Here is a 22,184-nt window from a genome sequence, read left to right on the forward strand (position 1 = left end):
GAAAAACTTGATTAATAATGTACAGGATTAATTCTACTACAAAATTGGAAGGAGGGGGCAACCATCGATCCCTACCTCCCACACTCCGAGAATGATTATTATTCTTGAGAATGAATAGTTTATTTTTTGGAAGTCCCTTAGACCTCTTGTGAAAACTAAAAATTGTTGTTAGGGTTAGGAGTCAGTAGCCAGTAGTCAAGAGAATTAAGAATGAATAATAATTAACTAAATAGTCTATTTACAGATTTTAGGCAGTTTAGTTCTTATTTTTGCCGTTTTTGAACCCTCAAAAATTAATTATGCAAGAGGTTTAATAAAACGCATCCGTTCATCGCTGTTTGAGTTGCCTTTTTTCTTCTTGAGCATCACCAGAGAATGGGTATGACTACCAAATGACCAATTGGTGCGGTCAATACTCAATAGCCAGGGTTGAGGGATAGGGAGCCACTGGACTACAATGGGAGCTATTTCAATGGAGCGAGTAAAGAGAGTCTTGCTCCGTGCCATCCCTTTAGGAGGTTTGAGAGCTTGTTTCAAGGCGTTATACTGGGGAGCATCTCATTTATGCAAGTGAGTAATTATACTTGTCCCTAAAACTGCTTTCTGGCAAGGCTTTTAAAATAGCTTGACATAAAACCTGATTTAGGGGTTACAAAGGTGAGATGCTCCCCTATACTGGTTCACGGGGGTTTCGAGATTAGTGCTATTTCTCATAAAAATCTACTCCCGCCTACTTTTCCAGCTTTTTGTCCTGTACTTAGATGACTATTAACTATGGTGATCTGCAAGAACCCTTTAATCAGTTCTCAACCCTAGTTGAGTTACTCCGTTATCGGGCAAGCACTCAACCTGAACGCATCGCCTATATTTTCCTGCGAAACGGAGAGACCGAAGAGGCTCGTTTAACCTATGGAGAACTGGATCAAAATGCTAGGGCGATCGCGGCTCATCTACAATCCTTAGAAGCCAAGGGCGAAAGGGGTTTACTGCTCTATCCCCCGGGACTAGATTTTATTTCAGCTTTTTTTGGTTGCTTGTACGCGGAAGTCGTCGCTATTCCCGCCTATCCACCCCGACGCAATCAAAACCTATTTCGCTTACAGGCCATTATTGCCGATTCCCAAGCCCGATTCACCTTTACCAATGCGGCCCTCTTCCCCACGTTGGAGAACCAATGGGCCAAAGACTCGGAATTGGCAGAGATGCAATGGGTCGTTACCGATGAAATTGACCATCACCTCAGTGCGAATTGGCAAGAACCGACTCTAGAAAAAAATACCCTCGCTTTTTTACAATACACCTCTGGCTCAACGGGAACCCCCAAGGGAGTCATGGTCAGTCACCATAACTTGTTGATTAATTCAGCCTTTATAGATCATGTTTGGGGCCATGATCAAGATAGCGTAATGGTCACTTGGCTACCAACCTTCCATGATATGGGTCTGATTTATGGGGTTATTCAGCCTTTGTACAAAGGATTTCTTTGTTACATGATGGCCCCTGCCAACTTTGTGGAACGACCATTACGTTGGTTACAAGCCCTTTCCGATAAAAAAGCAACCCATAGTGCGGCCCCCAATTTTGCCTACGATCTTTGTGTACGGAAAATTCCTCCTGAAAAACGGGCCACGTTAGACCTAAGCCATTGGCGCATGACTTTGAATGGGTCCGAACCCGTCAGAGCAGAGGTACTAAAAAAATTTGCGGAGGCTTTTCAAGTTTCTGGTTTCAAGGCCACGGCCCTTTGTCCTGGCTACGGTTTGGCAGAAGCCACCCTGGTAGTTACGGCGGTTAGTTATGACAGTCCCTCTTACTTTTATCCCGTTCAGGCTAATGCTTTAGAAAAAAATAAGATTGTGGGAGCCACTGAAACAGATAGCAATGTGCAGACCCTCGTGGGCTGCGGCTGGACAACGATTGATACTCAAATCGTCATTGTCAATCCTGAAACCCTGAAACCTTGCTCCCCTGAAATTGTCGGCGAAATTTGGGTATCAGGTTCAACAATCGCCCAGGGTTATTGGGGAAAACCTCAAGAGACTCAGGAAACCTTTCAAGCTTATTTGGCCGATACAGGAGCCGGGCCTTTTCTGCGAACAGGAGACTTGGGCTTTATCAAAGACGGTGAATTGTTTGTCACAGGTCGGCTCAAGGAAATTATTCTTATTCGAGGCCGCAATAATTATCCCCAGGATATTGAATATACCGTCCAAAATAGTCACCCTGCTCTGCGTCCCAGTTGTGGGGCGGCTTTTACCGTTGAAGTCAAGGGGGAAGAACGACTTGTGGTGGTTCAGGAAGTTGAGCGCACCTGGCTACGGAAAATCGATATAGACGAGGTAAACAGAGCCATTCGTAAAGCTGTTGTCCAGGAATACGATTTACAGGTTTATGCGATCGCCCTGATCAGGACTGGCAGTTTACCCAAAACCTCTAGCGGCAAAATTCAGCGTCGTGGCTGTCGGGCCAAATTTTTAGAGGGAAGCCTGGAAATTTTGGGCTAAGAAAATTTCTTGATCGGCACTTAATGTGTTAAATTCGTATATCGATTAAAACTTCGAGCAATTCTTTCTCTCCCCTTAAGTCCACGTCCCTAGACTTGGAAATTCCTTAAAAATTAGCTACATTTCTAAAGAAAGCAACCTGAGTCTAATGTCCACAGAAATCCCAAACGACAAAAAACAACCGACCCTAACGGAAATTCAAAACTGGTTAGTGGCTTACATGACAGAAATGATGGAGGTGGACGAAGATGAGATTGATCTTAGTGTCCCTTTTGATGAGTACGGTCTAGATTCTTCTACGGCAGTTGCCTTAATCGCCGATCTAGAGGATTGGTTAGGGCGAGATTTAGATCGTACTCTGATTTATGATTATCCAACCCTAGAAAAGTTAGCTAAACAAGTCAGCGAATCTTAACATTTTATCAATTCAACAGGATATTCTGAAATGACAAGTTTTGGTCAGTCTGTGTCTTATTACTATGATCTAGTAGTAGGTCATCAAGGTTACAACAAGGATTATGTCAAAGAAGTAGAATTTATTCATGATGTAATTCAGAATTATACTACTGAAGCGCAATCTATATTGGATTTGGGCTGTGGTACAGGCTATCATGCGGCCCTGCTGGCAAAAAAGGGATATTCTGTCCATGGTGTTGATCTCAGTGCTGAGATGCTAGAACAAGCTAAAACTCGCGTTGAAAATCAAACGATGGCTTCCTGCTTGAGTTTTTCCCAAGGCAATGTTTGTACGATTCGTTTAGATCGTCAGTTTGATGTTGTTCTTGCTTTATTTCATGTAGTTAACTATCAAGTAACAAATCAAGACTTACTGGCAACTTTTGCAACGGTTAAAAATCATTTAAAAGCTGGGGGGATTTTTATTTGTGATGTGTCCTATGGGCCTTACGTACTGGGGGAATTTAAGAGTCGGCCTACGGCATCAATATTGCGTTTAGAGGATAATTCCAATGGTAACGAAGTAACCTATATTAGTGAACTAAATTTTTTAACCCATGAAAATATAGTGGAAGTTACTCACAATTTATGGGTAACAAATCAAGAAAATCAACTTCTAGAGAATTCACGGGAAACACATCCTCAGCGCTATCTTTTCAAGCCTGAAGTTGAATTGTTGGCTGATGCTTGTGAACTAACTGTTCTTGATGCGATGCCCTGGCTTTAACAACGTCCTTTGACAAACATTCCTTGTCCTTCAGTTTGTTTTGTTATTGGGCATAAAACAACCCATTCAGCTTAAATTCTGCTAAAAAAAATCCAACTTACCTTATTCTCTGAAGAAACTATGAATACCATTCAAGACTCCAAGACCGAAAATTCCTCAATCTCCAATCAGCCGCCCTTAAGACATCTCAAACTCAATGAGGTTAATCTTCGTCATAATTTGGAATCTGACTATACCGAAAAGATTGAAGCCCTTGACAAAAGCTTTGATTATGCCAGTAACAGTCAACATTTATGGGGAGTCCCTGAGCTATCCATTTTGTATGGAACTCCTCTCTATGAGCAGGCTTCCGATTCTCAAAAATTAGCTCTCAACCATTTATATTGGGGCGCACAGTATGATGCCGTTGCGGCCAGTGAAGCCAGTACGATTAACTACAATCAGGTGACAGCTGGAGTCTTTGCCAAGGTCGGTGGCTACGATTCTCTTTGCTCAACCTTAGATCATGAGAGTCATCAAGAAAAATATCATATTCATGCGTTTCAAAATATTGTTAGCAAAACAAAAATCGCTCTTTTAGGAAAACAAGCTTTAAAACTAAAATCCAATAAAAATTCAGTGTCTAAGCCTGGAAACCTAAGAAAAACAGCATCGAAGGTAGGAGAGAAAATTTTGAACCTCAGTTCTACTTCTTCTTACTCAGAACTCCAATATAAAGGATTACGTTCTTTGAGCAAAGCCCTAGTCAAAAATTCATCAGAGTATTACTCTTCTTATTTATTAGAATTAGAAAAAAAAGGTGTATTGCTTAATGCTTCCAGTAAAGGTTATTTTGGGGTAGCAAATCCTCAGCCTTTGCTCCAGTTTTTTGCTTTTCATTGGGGTAGTTCTCCTTTTTTAGCTTGCCAGCACTATACCTATCGTTTAACGGGTAATATGAATTTAAAGACGTATGAATATCAATATTCTCGCTATTTCAGGGAATTAGAAAAAAAAGAAGAATTTATTCCTATCCCTACAGCAATTTCCCATTATCATCTTTTAGACGAAGCTTTTCATACCACGACTTCCCAATTAATTGGCCGTGATTTATACAAAGATTTTTCTAAGCCGACAGGCTATGAACAGTTTATCGGCAATTTAGTTTTTTATCGGATGCAACAAGGCTTTTTAGGGGGTTTATCCTTGGGGATAGCAAGTACTTTCCGACAGGACGCTGCTTTTTTATCCTATTACGATAAAATTCTACGATCGTCTTTATTTGGAATGTCAGAAGAAGAGTCCCTCTATTGGTTAGAGAAATGTTTGTGTCAAGAGCATCAAGGCTTCCATGTACAAGTTAAATATCATCAAAAAATGCTCAAGAATATGCTACGTTTAACTGATAATTTAGATTATCTATGGCCTGTTAACCGTGAGATGCGTATCATGAAAGCGGGGGGATCTATTGACCGAGCGATCGCCAATAACGTGAAGGCTTTTCGTCAATTCAAAGAAACTGTAAACGCTTAAATTAGGACGATCGCAGTCAGGGAAATTTCTATGGGTTCCATTGCAATTATTGGTATGGGATGTCGTTTTCCTGGGGCGGATAACCCAGAGGCTTTCTGGCACCTCATGCGAGATGGGGTGGATGTGATCGCCGATATTCCCCGTGAACGTTGGGATATGGGCAAATTTTATGATTCCACGCCAGGAACGACGGCAAAAATGTATAGTCGCCAGGGCGGTTTTTTGCCAAATGTGGATCAGTTTGATCCGCAATTTTTCCGCATTTCTCCTTTAGAAGCTAATTATTTAGACCCCCAACAAAGACTGTTACTAGAAGTTGCTTGGGAATCCTTAGAAAATGCAGGAATTGTGCCTGAAACTCTAGCTGGTAGCCAATCAGGGGTTTTTATTGGTATTGGTGGTTCAGATTATCGTCACTTAACCTATCACAATCTCTCTAATTTGACGGGTTATGCCGGCACAGGTAACAGTACGAGTATTGCGGCTAACCGTTTGTCCTACGTTTTTGATTTGCGTGGCCCTAGTTTGGCGGTAGATACGGCTTGTTCCTCCTCTCTGGTTGCTGTTCACTTAGCCTGTCAGAGTCTGCAACATCAGGAATCGAACCTCTGCTTAGTGGGGGGAGTTAATCTCATTTTGTCGCCAGAGACAACCGTTGTTTTTTCCCAAGCGAGAATGATGGCCCCCGACAGTCGTTGTAAAACCTTTGACGCGAAGGCCGATGGTTATGTGCGTTCCGAAGGCTGTGGAGTAGTCGTACTTAAACGTCTTAGGGATGCCATTCAGGACGGCGATCGCGTTTTAGCAGTGATTGAGGGTTCGGCGGTGAATCAGGATGGTTTAAGTAATGGACTCACAGCCCCTAATGGCCCTGCTCAACAGGCGGTGATTCGTCAGGCCCTGGCAAATGCCAGGGTAAAACCGGCCCAGATTAGCTATGTCGAAGCCCATGGCACGGGGACAGAATTGGGGGATCCGATCGAAGTTAAATCTCTGAAAGCGGTTCTGAGTGAAGGGCGATCGCTCGATCAAACCTGTTGGCTGGGTTCCGTTAAAACCAACATTGGTCATTTAGAAGCGGCGGCGGGAATTGCAGGTCTGATTAAGGTCGTTCTCTGCTTACAGCACCAAGAAATTCCCCCCAATCTCCACTTTAAAACCCTTAATCCCTATATTTCCCTAGCGGAAACCGCCTTTGCGATTCCCACTCAGTCCCAACCCTGGCAAATTAAACCCAATTCTTCGGCTGAAAACGGTGTCGAACGACGTTTAGCCGGTATCAGTTCCTTTGGGTTTGGGGGGACAAATTCCCATCTGATTCTCAGCGAAGCCCCTGTCACCGTTAAAAACAATCAACAAAATGGGCAGAAGTTGATAGAACGTCCCTGGCATTTGCTGACTTTATCTGCCAAGAATGAAGAAGCCTTAAAAGCCTTAGTCCGTTGTTATCAAAAGTATTTAGCTGATCATCATGAAATTCCTCTCGCTGATGTTTGTTTTACGGCCAATAGTCGGCGATCGCACTTTAATCATCGTTTAGGAGTAGTGGCTAGAGATCGCTTAGAAATGTTGCAGAAGATAGAGAACTTTAGTAACCAAGAAAGGATGAGAGAACCGAAGAGTATTAACAAAAAGAAAAAACCTAAAATTGTTTTTCTATTTGCCGGTCAAGGTTCTCAATATGTAGGTATGGGTCGTCAACTGTACGAAACCCAACCCGTCTTTCGCCAAACCTTGGATCGCTGTGCTGAAATCCTGCGACCCCATTTAGATCAACCCCTCTTAGAAATTCTTTATCCTGCTGACCCAGAAGCCGAAACAGCGAGTTTTTACCTAGAGCAGACTGCCTATACCCAACCCACTTTATTCGCATTCGAGTATGCCCTAGCACAGTTATGGCGTTCCTGGGGAATAGAACCGGCGGCAGTAATTGGTCATAGTGTCGGTGAATATGTGGCGGCTACTGTTGCCGGAGCCTTAAGCTTAGAAGACGGATTAACGCTAATTGCCAAACGGGCAAAACTGATGCAGTCTCTCCCTAAAGAGGGGACAATGATCGCCGTTTTTGCCGCAGAAGAGCGGGTTAAAGCTACTATTGAGCCTTATACAAACGACGTAGCGATCGCGGCTATTAATGGCCCAGAAAATTTTGTTATTTCAGGAAAAGCGCCGATTATTGCTGAGATTATCATTCATTTAACGGCAGCAGGAATAGAAGTTCGTCCTCTCAAAGTTTCCCATGCTTTTCACTCGCACCTGTTGGAGCCAATTTTAGATTCCTTAGAACAGGAAGCTGCTGCTATTTCCTACCAACCCCTGCAAATTCCCTTAGTTGTGAATTTAACGGGGGAAGTTCTACCAGAAGGAGCAACAATTGACGCTCGTTACTGGCGAAATCATGCACGCAACCCTGTACAATTTTATGGGAGTATCCAAACGCTGATCGAGCAGAAATTCAGTCTTTTTTTGGAAGTCAGTCCGAAACCGACTTTATCTCGATTGGGTCAACAATGTTGTCCAGAAACATCAGCTACCTGGCTATTTTCCCTCGCCCCTCCTCAAGAAGAAGAACAAAGCCTACTAAATAGTTTGGCGATTCTCTATGATTCCCAAGGAGCCAAGATAAACTGGGAAGGTTTTAATGTAAACTGTTCACAAAATTTACTGGCTCTACCGACCTATCCTTTTCAACGTCAACGTTATTGGCTTGAAACCATTAAACCGACTTCTGAAGAAACAACCATGACGACCAATGCCACTAATGTCCAAGCTATCTCCAGCAATCAAAAACAACAGGAGATTCTAATCACATTGCAAACCCTAGTGGGAAATTTACTGCAATTGTCCCCTGCTGATGTCAATGTTCATACACCTTTCCTGGAGATGGGGGCAGATTCCATTGTCATGGTTGAGGCGGTCAGACGCATTGAGAATGCCTATAACGTTAAAATTGCTATGCGTCAGTTATTTGAGGAGTTATCTACTTTAGATGCTTTAGCAACCTATTTAGCTCAAAATCCGGCTAATGATGTCCAGAATACTCAAATTAATACCGAGGTGTTTTCTGCGCCCATTGCCTGCTCAAATAACCGATCGCCCAATGTCGTGCTGAGTTCTAATACCAACGGCTTTCAAGGTCAAACGGCTTCTCCAAAGGTTTCGGCGATCGCCCCTAATATCACAGTTTCTCAAGAGCCTGTACCACAACCAAGGGTTCTGGCAGCATCAGGTTCAAGCGTTCCTAGTTCTGCCCTGGAAAATATTATGGGTCAACAGTTACAACTGATGGCCAAACAGTTAGAGGTCTTGCAAACGGCCAATTTTGCCCCGACGACTCCCCGAACCACAGAAAATTCCCCATCTTCCGTCAGTCAAAATAGGTCAAACGGACTTACACAACAGTTAATTCCCCCCCAGCAATTAGCGGCGAACCTAGAGCCAATAGCCAGTCGCACCCGTCAAACCAGCAATCAAGCTTCTGCTCCCCAACCGACAGTAACAGCCACTCCCTGGGGGCCGAAAAAACCACCCACAGGTGGATTAACTCCCCAACAACAGCAACATCTAGAGGCATTAATTGCTCGCTTTACGGAACGTACAAAAACCTCTAAGCAAATTGTGCAAAGCGATCGCCCGCGTTTAGCAGATAGTCGAGCCTCGGTCGGATTCCGTATGTCCATTAAAGAGATGCTCTATCCCATTGTGGCCCAACGTTCTCAAGGATCAAGAATTTGGGATGTGGACGGTAATGAATATATTGATATGACGATGGGGCAAGGGGTAACGCTGTTTGGGCATCAACCAGACTTCATTATGTCGGCCCTACAAAGCCAACTCACTGAAGGCATTCATCTCAATCCGCGATCGCCAATTGTGGGAGAAGTGGCCGCCTTAATTTGTGAACTAACAGGAGCCGAACGAGCTTGTTTTTGCAACTCTGGAACCGAAGCCGTAATGGCCGCTATTCGTATCGCCAGGGCAACAACAGGTCGGAGTAAAATTGCCATCTTTGAAGGCTCCTATCATGGCCATGCGGACGGAACCCTTTTTAGGAACCAAATTATTGATAACCAACTCCACTCTTTTCCCCTAGCTCTAGGCGTTCCCCCCAGCCTTAGTTCCGATGTGGTGGTATTGGACTATGGCAGTGCGGAAGCTCTGAACTATTTACAAACCCAGGGACAGGATTTAGCGGCGGTCTTAGTAGAACCGATTCAAAGTGGTAATCCTTTACTACAACCCAAGCAATTTCTCCAAAGTCTGCGGCAAATTACCAGTCAAATGGGCATTGCCCTGATTTTTGATGAAATGATTACGGGTTTTCGATCGCACCCAGGGGGAGCGCAAGCTTTATTTGGAGTACGGGCGGATATTGCCACCTATGGCAAAGTAGTTGCGGGAGGAATGCCCATTGGAGTTATTGCAGGTAAGGCCCATTATCTGGACAGCATTGACGGGGGAATGTGGCGTTATGGCGATAAATCCTATCCTGGGGTGGACAGAACCTTTTTTGGGGGAACCTTTAATCAGCATCCGTTAGCAATGGTAGCGGCTAGGGCTGTCCTGACCCATTTAAAGGAGCAGGGGCCAGGTCTGCAACAACAATTAACTGAACGCACTGCGGCCTTAGCCGATACACTGAATCATTATTTTCAAGCCGAAGAAGTTCCCATTAAAATCGAACAGTTTAGTTCTTTCTTCCGGTTTGCCCTCTCTGGCAATTTGGATTTACTTTTCTATCACATGGTAGAAAAAGGTATTTATGTCTGGGAATGGCGTAAACATTTTCTTTCAACCGCCCATACGGAAGCCGATCTTGCCCAATTTGTCCAAGCGGTTAAAGATAGCGTCACAGAATTGCGTCAGGGAGGTTTTATCCCCGCAAAAAAGCCTTCCTGGTCAATGCAAAGGCCTCAAACTGATCCCCCCCTAACCCCCCTTGATAAGGGGATTGATCCCCCCCTAACCCCCCTTGATAAGGGGATTGATCCCCCCCTAACCCCCCTTGATAAGGGGGGAGATGTTGATGTCACCCTTGATAAGGGGATTGATCCCCCCCTAACCCCCCTTGATAAGGGGGGAGATGTTGATGTCGCGCTTGATAAGGGAGGAAATTCTCGTTCTGTTAGGGACAGTCAGTTAGGGAAAGTGATCGGGTCTCAAGTCCCCAAAACTATACAGTTTAGCCTCTACTACTTTGGTAGCTATGAAGCGGAATTTAACCCGAATAAATATAACTTACTGTTTGAAGGAGCTAAATTTGGCGATCGCGCTGGTTTTACGGCCCTTTGGATTCCTGAACGTCATTTCCACGCTTTTGGTGGTTTTTCTCCCAATCCTTCGGTTTTGGCGGCGGCTTTAGCACGGGAAACCAAACAGATTCAACTGCGATCAGGCAGTGTGGTTTTACCGCTACATAATTCCATCCGAGTCGCCGAAGAATGGGCAGTGGTGGACAATCTTTCCCAGGGCCGCGTTGGTATTGCTTTTGCATCGGGTTGGCATCCCCAGGATTTTGTCTTGGCTCCCCAGTCCTTTGGCCAACATCGGGAATTGATGTTCCAAGAAATTGAAACCGTCCAGAAACTTTGGCGAGGGGAAGCGATCACCGTGCCAGACGGAAAGGGTCAAAGGGTAGAGGTAAAAACCTATCCCCAACCAATGCAGTCCCAGTTACCCAGCTGGATTACTATTGTCAATAATCCCGATACCTATATCAGAGCAGGGGCGATCGGTGCTAATATCCTTACCAATCTGATGGGGCAAAGCGTGGAAGATTTAGCTCGTAATATTGCTCTATATCGTCAATCTTTGGCAGAGCATGGTTATGATCCCGCGTCGGGAACGGTGACAGTTCTCCTGCATACTTTTGTTGGCAAGGATTTAGAACAAGTTCGAGAACAAGCTCGCCAACCCTTTGGGCAATACCTCACCTCCTCTGTCGGACTCTTGCAGAATATGGTCAAGAGCCAGGGCATGAAAGTGGATTTTGAACAATTAAGAGACGAAGATCGGGACTTTCTCCTCGCTTCTGCCTATAAACGCTATACAGAAACCAGTGCCTTAATTGGCACACCCGAAACCTGCCGTCAAATTATTGATCATTTGCAGTCCATCGGTGTGGATGAAGTGGCTTGTTTTATTGATTTTGGGGTAGATGAACAAACAGTTTTGGCCAATTTACCCTATCTCCAGTCCCTAAAAGACTTATATCAACCTCATCTCCCCCCTTATCAAGGGGGGTTAGGGGGGGATCAATCCCCTTATCAAGGGGGGTTAGGGGGGGATCAATCCCCTTATCAAGGGGGGTTAGGGGGGGATCAATCCCCTTATCAAGGGGGGTTAGGGGGTGATCAAGTCCCTCTCACCGAAGCCCAGCGACAACTGTGGATTTTGGCTCAATTAGGAGAAAACGGCTCGGCTGCCTATAACCAATCAGTGACATTGCAATTAAGTGGCCCCTTAAATCTCGTTGCGATGACCCAAGCTATTCAACGAATCAGCGATCGCCATGAAGCGTTACGAACCAAGATTAATGCCCAGGGAGATAGTCAAGAAATACTGCCCCAGGTTGAGATTAACTGTCCTATTTTAGACTTCAGTGCTGACCAAGCTTCGGCTCAACAGCAAGCAGAACAATGGTTAAAAGCGGAAAGTGAAAAATCCTTTGATTTAAGCCAAGGTTGCCTCGTGCGTTGGTGTCTGCTCAAGTTAGATGCTGAACGATATTGGTTAGTATTAACAACCCATCATATCATTGCTGACGGTTGGTCAATGGGAGTAATACTTCGGGAATTAGGAGAGTTATATTCAGCCAAATGTCAGGGTGTTACGGCTAATCTTAAAACCCCAAAACAGTTTCGAGAATTGATTGAATGGCAAAGCCAGCCAAGCCAAGGGGAAGAACTGAAAAAACAGCAAGCTTATTGGTTAACAACGCTTGTCAATCCGACCGTTTTGAATTTACCCACTGACAAACCTCGTCCAGCTTTACCCAGTTACCAAGCCAATCGTCGAAGTCTAACTTTAGATAGCCAATTTACAGAAAAACTAAAGCAATTTAGTCGTAAACAGGGCTGTACCTTGCTGATGACCCTGTTATCGGTTTATAACCTTCTCATTCATCGTTTGACGGGACAGGATGATATTCTGGTGGGTCTGCCAACGTCTGGACGTGGCCTTTTAGATAGTGAAGGAATGGTGGGTTATTGCACCCATTTTTTACCAATTCGCAGTCAATTAGCAGGTAATCCCACTTTTGCTGATTATCTCAAACAAATGCGGGGGGTTCTGTTGTCGGCCTATGAACATCAGGACTATCCCTTTGCTCTTTTGCTCAATCAGTTAGATTTACCGCGTAATACCAGTCGCTCTCCTTTAATTGATGTCAGTTTCAATTTAGAACCAGCCATTAACTTACCCAAAATGAAAGGATTAGAGATTAGTTTACTGCCTCAAAAGGTTAGTTTTAGGGATCGAGATTTGCATTGGAATGTGACAGAAATGGGCGGAGAAGCTCTAATTGACTGTGACTATAATACAGATTTATTTAAAGATGAAACGATTCAGCGTTGGTTGGGTCATTTCCAAACCTTACTTGAGGCAGTTATTAATGATTCGCGACAAAATTTGCGGGAATTGCCCTTATTAAGTCCTGCTGAACGACAACAGTTATTAGTGGATTGGAATAATACCAAGACCGACTATCCCCAAGATCAGTGCATTCATCAATTATTTGAAGCGCAAGTTGAACGGACTCCTGATGCGATCGCGGTTATTTTTGAAAACCAAAAATTAACCTACAGTGAATTAAATAGTCGAGCCAATCAGTTAGCCTATTATTTACAAAGTTTAGGAGTGGGGCCAGAGGTCTTAGTCGGCATTTCCGTAGAACGTTCTTTGGAAATGATTGTTGGCTTATTAGGGATTCTCAAGGCGGGAGGAGCTTATGTGCCTCTTGATCCTGACTATCCCCAAGAACGCCTAAGTTTTATGTTAGAAGACTCTCAAGTGAAAGTCTTAGTAACTCAAGAGAAGTTATTAGAATCTGTTCCTAAAGATCAACTACAGATTATCTGTTTAGATAGACAATGGGAAAAAATTGCTCAAGAGAGTATATCAAACCCTAAAAGCGGCGCGAAATCAGATAATTTAACCTACATCATCTATACATCAGGCTCCACAGGTAAACCTAAAGGAGTTTTAGTCAATCACGCCAATGTTGTGCGACTGTTTGCGTCAACAGACTCTTGGTATCATTTTAATTCTCAAGATGTCTGGACTCTATTCCATTCCTATACTTTCGACTTTTCTGTTTGGGAAATGTGGGGGGCCTTACTCTATGGTGGCCGATTAGTAATAGTGCCTTATTTGGTTAGTCGTTCCCCCCTATTATTTTTAGAGTTATTGTGTCAAGAGAAAGTCACCATTCTTAATCAAACCCCTGCCGCCTTCCGTCAATTAATTCAAGCGGAACAGACAACAGATTACGATTTAAGTTTACGCTTAGTCATTTTTGGGGGAGAAGCTTTAGAAATCAACAGTTTACAGCCTTGGTTTGAACGACACGGCGACCAAATCCCCATATTGGTCAATATGTACGGAATTACAGAAACGACTGTCCACGTTACTTATCACCCGTTAAGTATGACTGACTTAAATAACACGGGTAGTGTCATTGGTCGTCATCTTCCCGACTTGCAGGTATATTTACTGGATAAATATTTACAACCTGTACCGATTGGAGTACATGGAGAGATGTATGTGGGCGGTGCAGGAGTAACAAGAGGTTATCTCAATCGTCCTGAATTGACCACAGAGCGGTTTATTCCTAATCCTTTTGATCCCCCCCTAACCCCCCTTGATAAGGGGGGAGAGCAGCCATCAAAATTGTATAAAACGGGAGATTTAGCTCGTTATTTACCCGATGGTGATATTGAATATCTGGGACGCATTGATAATCAAGTCAAAATTCGCGGTTTTCGGATTGAGTTGGGAGAAATTGAGGCTGTTTTGCTTTCCCATCCCCAGGTACGAGAAGCGGTGGTTTTGGTGAATGAAAGCGATCGCCCTGAAAATCGGGCTTTGGCAGCCTATGTTGTCCTTAATGATCCTGCTTTTACGACTCAATCATTACGAGAGTTTGTTAAACGGCAGCTTCCCGACTATATGATTCCCGCCTATTGGCTTGTGCTAGAAAAATTACCGTTAACCAGCAATGGCAAAATCGATCGTCGGGCTTTACCGTTGCCCAATCCAGAGTTAAATCGTTCGGTAGATTATGTGCCTCCTGATAATCCTACCCAGGAGGCGATCGCCGCTATTTTTGGTCAAGTTTTAAAACTGGAAAAAGTGGGAATTTATGATAACTTTTTTGAGATCGGCGGTAATTCTTTACAAGCCACTCAAGTTATTTCACGGTTACGAGAAAGTTTTTCCCTAGAATTGCCCCTGCGTCGCCTATTTGAACAACCGACTGTAGCGGATTTGGCTTTAGCGGTAACGGACATTCATGCCACTTTACAAAAATTACAAGCCCCTGTTGAGCATTTATCGGGCGATCGCCAGGAGATCGAAATATGAAATCCATTGAAACCTTTTTGTCAGATTTAGCCAATCAAGATATTAAACTCTGGATGGACGGCGATCGCCTGCGTTGTAATGCGCCCCAGGGCCTATTGACCCCAGAGATTCAAACAGAACTGAAAAACCGTAAAGCAGAAATCATTCAATTTCTTGAGCAACTGGGTTCAGAGGAGCAGGTTAGCTCTAGAACCATTCTTCCGATTGCCCGTGATACCCAATTACCCCTCTCCTTTGCCCAGTCGCGACTCTGGTTCTTGTATCAATTAGAAGGAGCCACGGGAACCTATAACATGACAGGGGCCTTGAGTTTAAGCGGGCCTCTTCAGGTAGAAGCTCTCAAACAAGCCCTAAGAACCATCATTCAGCGTCATGAGTCACTGCGTACCAGTTTTCAGACGGTTGACGGGGTTCCCGTGCAGGTCATTGATCCCCAGCCTATTTGGGAATTGACGATGGTTAATTTGGCTGGAAAGGAGACAGAAGCAGAAAAATTGGCCTATCGGGAATCCCAAACCCCCTTTGATTTAACTAAGAGTCCTTTGTTGAGGGTAACGCTCCTCAAATTGCAGCCAGAAAAGCATATTTTATTAATTAATATGCACCATATTATTTCTGATGGCTGGTCAATCGGTGTTTTTATTCGTGAATTGTCCCATCTCTATGGGGCTTTTGTTGCGGATAAAGAACCAACTTTACCGACGTTACCAATTCAATATGCGGATTTTGCTGTTTGGCAGAGGCAGTGGTTACAGGGTAAAGTTTTAGCGGCTCAATTGGAATATTGGAAGCAACAATTAGCCGATGCTCCTCCTCTGCTAGAACTGCCGACAGATCGCCCTCGTCCCGCGTTCCAAACTTTTCAAGGCAAGATAGAAATATTTCAGCTAGATAGTCAACTGACCCAAGAATTAAAGGCGTTAAGTCAACAGTCGGGTTGCACCTTATTTATGACGTTGTTAGCCGCTTTTGGGCTACTTTTATCCCGTTATAGTGGCCAGACTGATCTCGTAATTGGTTCAGCGATCGCCAACCGTAATCGTCGAGAAATTGAAGGCTTAATTGGCTTTTTTGTTAACACGCTTGCCTTGAGATTAGACTTATCACAACAACCGAGTTTTGCCACTTTTTTACAACAGGTAAGCAAAGTCACTCAAGATGCCTATGAGCATCAAGACTTGCCCTTTGAGATGTTAGTGGAAGAATTACAAATAGAACGCAACCTAGACCGCAATCCTCTCGTACAAGTGATGTTTGTGTTACAAAATGCAACAAATGAGACATGGAACTTACCTGGCTTAGTCGTTGAAGAAATGTCTTGGGAACTTGAGCCTGCTCGTTTTGACCTAGAGGTTCATTTATCAGAAGTAAACGACGGTATAGCTGGATTCTGTTGCTACAACATTGACCTATTTGATGGGACAATGATCGCCCGTTTCTTGAAACATTTTCAGAATATACTCAAGGCGGTTATTGCCAATCCTCAACAATCGGTGAGCCTATTACCTTTGTTGTCGGAGCAGGAACAAAAGCAACTTTTAGTGGATTGGAATCAAACCCAAGCCGATTATCCCAAAGATAAGCTTGTTCATCAGTTATTTGAAGCTCAAGCAGTAAGCCAGCCAGAGGCGATCGCCCTCATTTTTGAAGATCAAGTTTTAACCTACGGAGAATTAAACCATCGCGCTAACCAATTAGCCCATTATCTTCAGTCGTTAGGGGTGATTAAGGAACAAATCGTCGGGGTTTATGTTGAACGTTCCCTAGAGATGGCGATCGCATTTTTAGGGATTCTCAAAGCAGGAGCCGCCTATCTCCCCATTGATCCTGAATATCCCCCAGTACGCACCCAATTCATTCTCGAAGATACTCAAATTTCAATCCTATTAACCCAAGCAGAACTGGCAGAAAAACTTCCTAAAAATCAGACGAAAGTTATTTGCTTAGACCGAGACTGGTCACAAATTGCTGACCAACCACAAACTAACCCATACTTCAAAATACAACTTAGCGATCTAGCCTATTGCATCTATACCTCTGGTTCTACAGGGCAACCCAAAGGGGTACTGATTTCCCATCAAGCTCTACTTAACTTGATTTTCTGGCATCAACAAGCTTTTGAGATTAGCTCCTTAGATAAAGCTACCCAAATGGCGGGTATTGCTTTCGATGCAACGGTTTGGGAATTGTGGCCCTATCTCACCGCAGGAGCCTCTATTAATCTGGTTCCCCAAAATATTCTGCTCTCACCGACGAATTTACGGGATTGGTTACTGAACCAAGAAATTACCATTAGCTTTGTGCCAACTCCTGTCGCGGAAAAATTATTAGTTTTAGATTGGCCGAATCATTCTTGCCTAAAAACCCTGTTACTGGGCGGTGACAAACTTCATTTTTATCCTACTGCGTCCCTTCCCTTTCAGGTAATTAACAACTATGGCCCAACGGAAAATACAGTGGTTGCCACCTCTGGACTGGTCAAATCATCTCCGTCCGATCACTTTTCGGCCCCGACTATTGGTAAGGCGATCGCCAACGTCCAAATCTATCTATTGGATCAAAACTTGCAACCTGTCCCGATTGGTGTACCAGGAGAATTACATTTAGGCGGGGCGGGTTTAGCGCGGGGCTATCTCAATCGTCCTGAGTTAACGGCTGAAAAATTTATTGCCAATCCTTTTGATCCCCCCCTAACCCCCCTTGATAAGGGGGGAGAAGAAAGCTATGAAACGCTAAAAAAGGGGGGAGAGCAGCCATCAAAACTCTATAAAACGGGAGACTTAGCCCGTTATTTACCCGATGGCAGTTTAGAATTTTTGGGACGCATTGACAATCAGGTAAAAATTCGGGGCTTTCGCATCGAAATTGGAGAAATTGAAACCGTTTTAAGTCAATATTTCCTATTAGCTGAAAGTGTTGTCGTTGCTGGGGAGGATAGTCATGGGGATCAGCGTCTTGTTGCTTACTTAGTTCCCGCCCTACAAAAGGTCGCCCTACCAGAGCAATTAACTCAATGGCAAAGTGAATATATCAGTGATTGGCAAAGTCTCTATGAAAGAACCTATAGTCAAGGCCAAGATAGCCTAACCGATCTAACGTTTAATATCACGGGTTGGAATAGTAGTTATACTCGTCAACCGCTTCCTGCTTCAGAAATGCGAGAATGGGTCGAAAACACTGTCAGCCGCATCCTAGCCTTGCAACCAGAACGCAGTTTAGAAATTGGTTGTGGTACAGGTTTGTTGCTCTCCAGGATAGCAAGGCATTGTCTTGAATATTGGGCAACGGATTATTCCCAGGGGGCGATAAATTATGTTGAACAGGTTTGCAATGCCGTTGAAGGTTTAGAACAGGTTAAGTTAGTCTGTCAAACGGCGGATAATTTTGAGGGCATTCCCCCGCGTCAATTTGATACCGTCGTCTTAAATTCGATTATTCAGTATTTTCCCAGTGTGGATTATCTGTTACAGGTGCTTGAAGGGGCGATCAACGTCATTGGCGAGCGAGGTCAGATTTTTGTCGGGGATGTGCGGAGTTTACCCCTATTAGAGCCATATCATGCGGCTGTGCAATTAGCCCAAGCTTCTGACTCCAGAACCGTTGAACAATGGCAACAACAGGTACGCCAAAGTGTAGCAGGCGAAGAAGAACTGGTCATTGATCCAACATTTTTCCTAGCTTTAAAACAACATTTTCCTCAAATTAGCTGGGTAGAAATTCAACCGAAACGGGGTGTAGCTCACAATGAGTTAACTCAATTTCGCTATGATGTCACTCTCCATTTAGAAGCTATCAATAATCAGTCATTACCAATCAGCGACCAAACGGTAATCCCCTGGTTAAATTGGCAACTTGATCAACTTTCTTTAGCTCAAATTCAAGAGCAATTGTTGACAGAAAAACCTGAATTATTGGGAATTCGTGGTATTCCGAATCAGCGAGTTGAACAGGCTCTCAAAATTTGGGAATGGGTGGAAAATGCCCCTGATGTTGAAACGGTTGAACAACTCAAAAAACTTCTCAAAGAACGAGTAGATACTGGTATTAATCCTGAACAGGTTTGGCAGTTAGCTGAGTCTTTAGGTTACACCGCTCACCTCAGTTGGTGGGAAAGTAGTCAAGACGGTTCCTTTGATGTCATTTTTCAGCGTAATTCAGTGTCAGAAGCCGTTTCAAAGCTTGCTTTTTGGGATGAAAAAGCCCTTAAAACAAAACCCTGGACTGATTACACCAATAATCCTCTACGTGGTAAGTTAGTCCAAAAGTTAATTCCTAAAGTACGAGAATTTCTGCAAGAAAAGCTACCCAGTTATATGCTTCCCCAGGCGTTTGTGTTGCTGGATTCCCTTCCTTTGACTCCCAATGGCAAGGTGGATCGTAAAGCTTTACCTTCTCCTGATGCGACGACTCGTAATTTGGCTAACAGTTTTGTCTTACCCCGCAATCCGATTGAAGCTCAACTGACTCAAATTTGGAGTGAAGTTTTGGGACTGGAACGCATTGGTGTTAAGGACAACTTTTTTGAATTGGGAGGACATTCTCTCTTGGCTACCCAGGTTTTATCGAGAATTAATTCAGCTTTTAAACTTGATCTTTCTGTGCAAATTATGTTTGAATCCCCCACAATCGCGGGCATTGCAAGCTATATTCAGGCGGTGGAATGGGCTGCCCGGGATAGCTCAGAGAGAAAGTTAAATCATGAAAATACTGAGGTAGTGGAGTTCTAAGTTATGACGAAAACGATTGTTAAATTTATCTGCTATCTACGGGATTTAGGCATTACTTTAGAAGCTGATGAAAACCGCTTACGCTGTCAGGCTCCCGAAGGAATTTTGACCCCAGCACTCCGTCAAGAAATTGGCGATCGCAAACCTGAATTACTACAATTTTTACAACGGGCTAAACAGTCTAAAAGTAACGCTCATTTACCAATTCAACCTGTCGCTAGAGACGGCCATTTACCCCTCTCTTTTGCTCAACAACGTTTATGGTTTTTACATTATCTTTCTCCTGATAGTCGTTCCTACAATACCCTGGAAATATTGCAAATTGATGGGAATCTCAATCTGACTGTGCTAGAGCAGAGTTTGGGGGAATTAATTAACCGCCATGAAATTTTTAGAACAACATTCCCTACTGTTTCAGGGGAACCTATTCAGGCGATCGCGATGCCTAGTTCTTTTCGCTTAAAAGTTGACAATTATCAAGATTTATCCCCAAATGAACAATCAACCAAAATTCAACAAGTAGCAGAATTGGAAGCAGGACAAGCTTTTGATTTAACGGTGGGGCCACTGATTCAGTTTAAGCTATTGCAATTGAGTCCCCAGAAGTCGGTGCTGCTGTTGAAAATGCACCATATTATCTATGACGGTTGGTCTTTTGGGATTCTGATTCGGGAATTATCGGCTCTATACGAAGCATTTTTAAAGAACTTAGCCAATCCTCTCCCTGCGTTGTCTATTCAGTATGCAGATTTTGCGGTTTGGCAACGTCAATATCTCTCAGGTGAGGTCTTAGATAAACAACTCAAATATTGGCAAGAACAGTTAGCAACAGTCCCTCCTGTTCTCACCTTGCCAACGGATCGGTCTCGTCCAGCAGTGCAAAGTTTTCGGGGCGGAGTTGAACGTTTTCAACTGGATCAAAATGTCACTCAAAGTCTTAAAAAGTTAGGTCAAGATCATGGCGCAACCCTCTTTATGACGTTGTTGGCCGCTTTCGGCGTTTTGCTATCTCGTTATAGTGGTCAATCAGATCTGCTGGTAGGTTCTCCGATCGCTAATCGTAATCAAGCAGCGATCGAACCTTTAATTGGCTTTTTTGCTAACACTTTGGCTTTAAGAGTTAACTTATCGGAAAATCCCAGTTTTTTAGAATTATTAGAACAAGTCAAACAGACAACTTTAGAGGGTTATGCTCACCAAGACCTCCCCTTCGAGATGTTGGTAGAAAAACTACAACCTGATCGTGATTTGAGCAGAAATCCTTTAGTACAAGTTATGTTTGCGCTACAAAATATCTCTCAAGATACTTGGAATCTTTCGGGTTTAAGTATTGAAAGTTTATCCTTATCAGTGGAAGAAACTGTCAGATTTGATCTAGAATTAAACTGCTGGCAAAATTTAGAAGGTTTAGCAATAGATTGGACTTACAGCAGAGATTTATTTGACACTACAACAATTGCAAGAATGGGAGAACATTTTCAAAACCTACTTCAGGCAATCATACTCAATCCACAAGCTAAAGTTAAAGAAATTCCTTTATTAGAATCCAAGGAACGTGAGCAATTATTAATATCTTGGAATAATACCAAGACTGATTATCCTCAAGAGCAGTGCATTCATCAATTATTTGAAGCACAAGTTGAACGGACTCCAAAGGCGATCGCCGTAGTCTTTGAGGAGCAATCATTAACCTACAGTGAATTAAATTGTCGCGCTAATCAGTTAGCCCATTACTTACAAACTTTAGGAGTTTGGCCAGAGGTCTTAGTCGGCATTTCCCTAGAACGTTCTTTGGAAATGATTATTGGCTTATTAGCCATTCTCAAGGCCGGTGGTGCTTATCTCCCTCTTGATCCTGACTATCCTACCGAGCGTCTTCAGTTCATGTTAGAAGACAGTCAAGTTCCTTTTTTGATTACCCACAGTTCTTTATTAGAAAAATTGCCTTCTTCTCAAGCGACTCTAATTTGTTTAGATCACATCCAAGAGCAGATTTCTCAATATTCTCAAGATAATCTTCAAAGTGAGTTAACTCCTTCCAATTTGGCTAACGTTATTTACACCTCTGGCTCTACGGGTAAGCCTAAAGGGGTGATGGTTGAACATCGGGGCTTAGTTAACTTAGCGAGTTCTCAAATTCAATCTTTTGCAGTCAACCATAACAGTCATGTGCTGCAATTTGCTTCTTTTAGTTTTGATGCTTGTATTTCAGAAATTTTGATGACCTTTGGTTCGGGAGCGACTCTTTATCTTGCTCAAAAAAATGATTTATTGCCAGGTCAACCTTTAATAGAACGGTTAGAAAAGGATGAAATTAGCCATGTGACTTTGCCGCCTTCAGCTTTAGTGGTTTTACCCAAGGAATCATTACCCAACTTACAAACCTTAATTGTGGCGGGTGAGGCTTGTTCCCTGGATTTAGTCAAACAATGGTCAGTCGGTAGAAACTTTTTTAATGCCTATGGGCCAACGGAAGCGAGTGTTTGTGCCACGATTGGACAATGTTATCAAGATGATTTAAAGGTCACGATTGGTAAGGCGATCGCTAATGTCCAAATTTATATTTTGGATGCCTTTTTACAACCAGTACCCATCGGAGTACCAGGGGAATTATACATTGGTGGAGTCGGAGTTGCGAGGGGTTATCTAAATCGTCCTGAATTAACGGCGGAAAGA

Annotated in this window: 7 protein-coding genes and 1 pseudogene; 7 read left to right on the top strand and 1 reads right to left on the bottom strand. The window is 43.4% G+C overall.

What is annotated here, in order from left to right; genetic code table 11:
- Positions 1-303: 303 nt before the first annotated feature.
- Positions 304-537: pseudogene (locus tag O9323_RS04445) on the bottom strand (IS4 family transposase); the annotation flags it as partial.
- A gap of 224 nt (positions 538-761) precedes the next feature.
- Between O9323_RS04445 and O9323_RS04450 the strand changes: the two are divergent.
- From O9323_RS04450 to O9323_RS04480, 7 genes are all read left to right on the top strand, one after another.
- Positions 762-2,504 carry a fatty acyl-AMP ligase gene (locus tag O9323_RS04450; RefSeq protein ID WP_288124745.1) on the top strand — a complete coding sequence of 581 codons (1,743 nt, stop codon included), beginning with the start codon at positions 762-764 and terminating at the stop codon, positions 2,502-2,504.
- 148 nt (positions 2,505-2,652) lie between these two features.
- Complete coding sequence (locus tag O9323_RS04455; RefSeq protein ID WP_024968818.1) at positions 2,653-2,919, top strand: acyl carrier protein; 267 nt, start codon at positions 2,653-2,655, stop codon at positions 2,917-2,919.
- A 30-nt stretch (positions 2,920-2,949) separates the two neighbouring features.
- On the top strand, positions 2,950-3,687 hold the full coding sequence (locus tag O9323_RS04460; protein WP_288124746.1) for a class I SAM-dependent DNA methyltransferase: 738 nt from the start codon (positions 2,950-2,952) through the stop codon (positions 3,685-3,687).
- A 120-nt stretch (positions 3,688-3,807) separates the two neighbouring features.
- A complete protein-coding gene (locus O9323_RS04465; RefSeq protein ID WP_502846420.1) occupies positions 3,808-5,199 on the top strand; it encodes a hypothetical protein in 1,392 nt (463 codons plus the stop codon).
- A gap of 30 nt (positions 5,200-5,229) precedes the next feature.
- The gene (locus tag O9323_RS04470) at positions 5,230-14,781 is read left to right on the top strand and encodes a non-ribosomal peptide synthetase/type I polyketide synthase (RefSeq protein ID WP_288124748.1); all 9,552 of its coding nucleotides are present in this window, start codon (positions 5,230-5,232) and stop codon (positions 14,779-14,781) included.
- Entirely contained in the window at positions 14,778-19,508 is a 4,731-nt protein-coding gene (locus tag O9323_RS04475) for a non-ribosomal peptide synthetase (RefSeq protein ID WP_288124749.1), read from the top strand. Before O9323_RS04470 ends, O9323_RS04475 begins: the two co-directional genes overlap by 4 nt.
- A 3-nt stretch (positions 19,509-19,511) precedes the next feature.
- On the top strand, positions 19,512-22,184 hold a 2,673-nt coding region (locus O9323_RS04480), incomplete at its 3' end, for a non-ribosomal peptide synthetase (protein WP_288124750.1).

Origin of the sequence: Microcystis sp. LE19-131.1A (assembly GCF_027532015.1) — a bacterium.
GTDB lineage: Bacteria > Cyanobacteriota > Cyanobacteriia > Cyanobacteriales > Microcystaceae > Microcystis > Microcystis ichthyoblabe_A.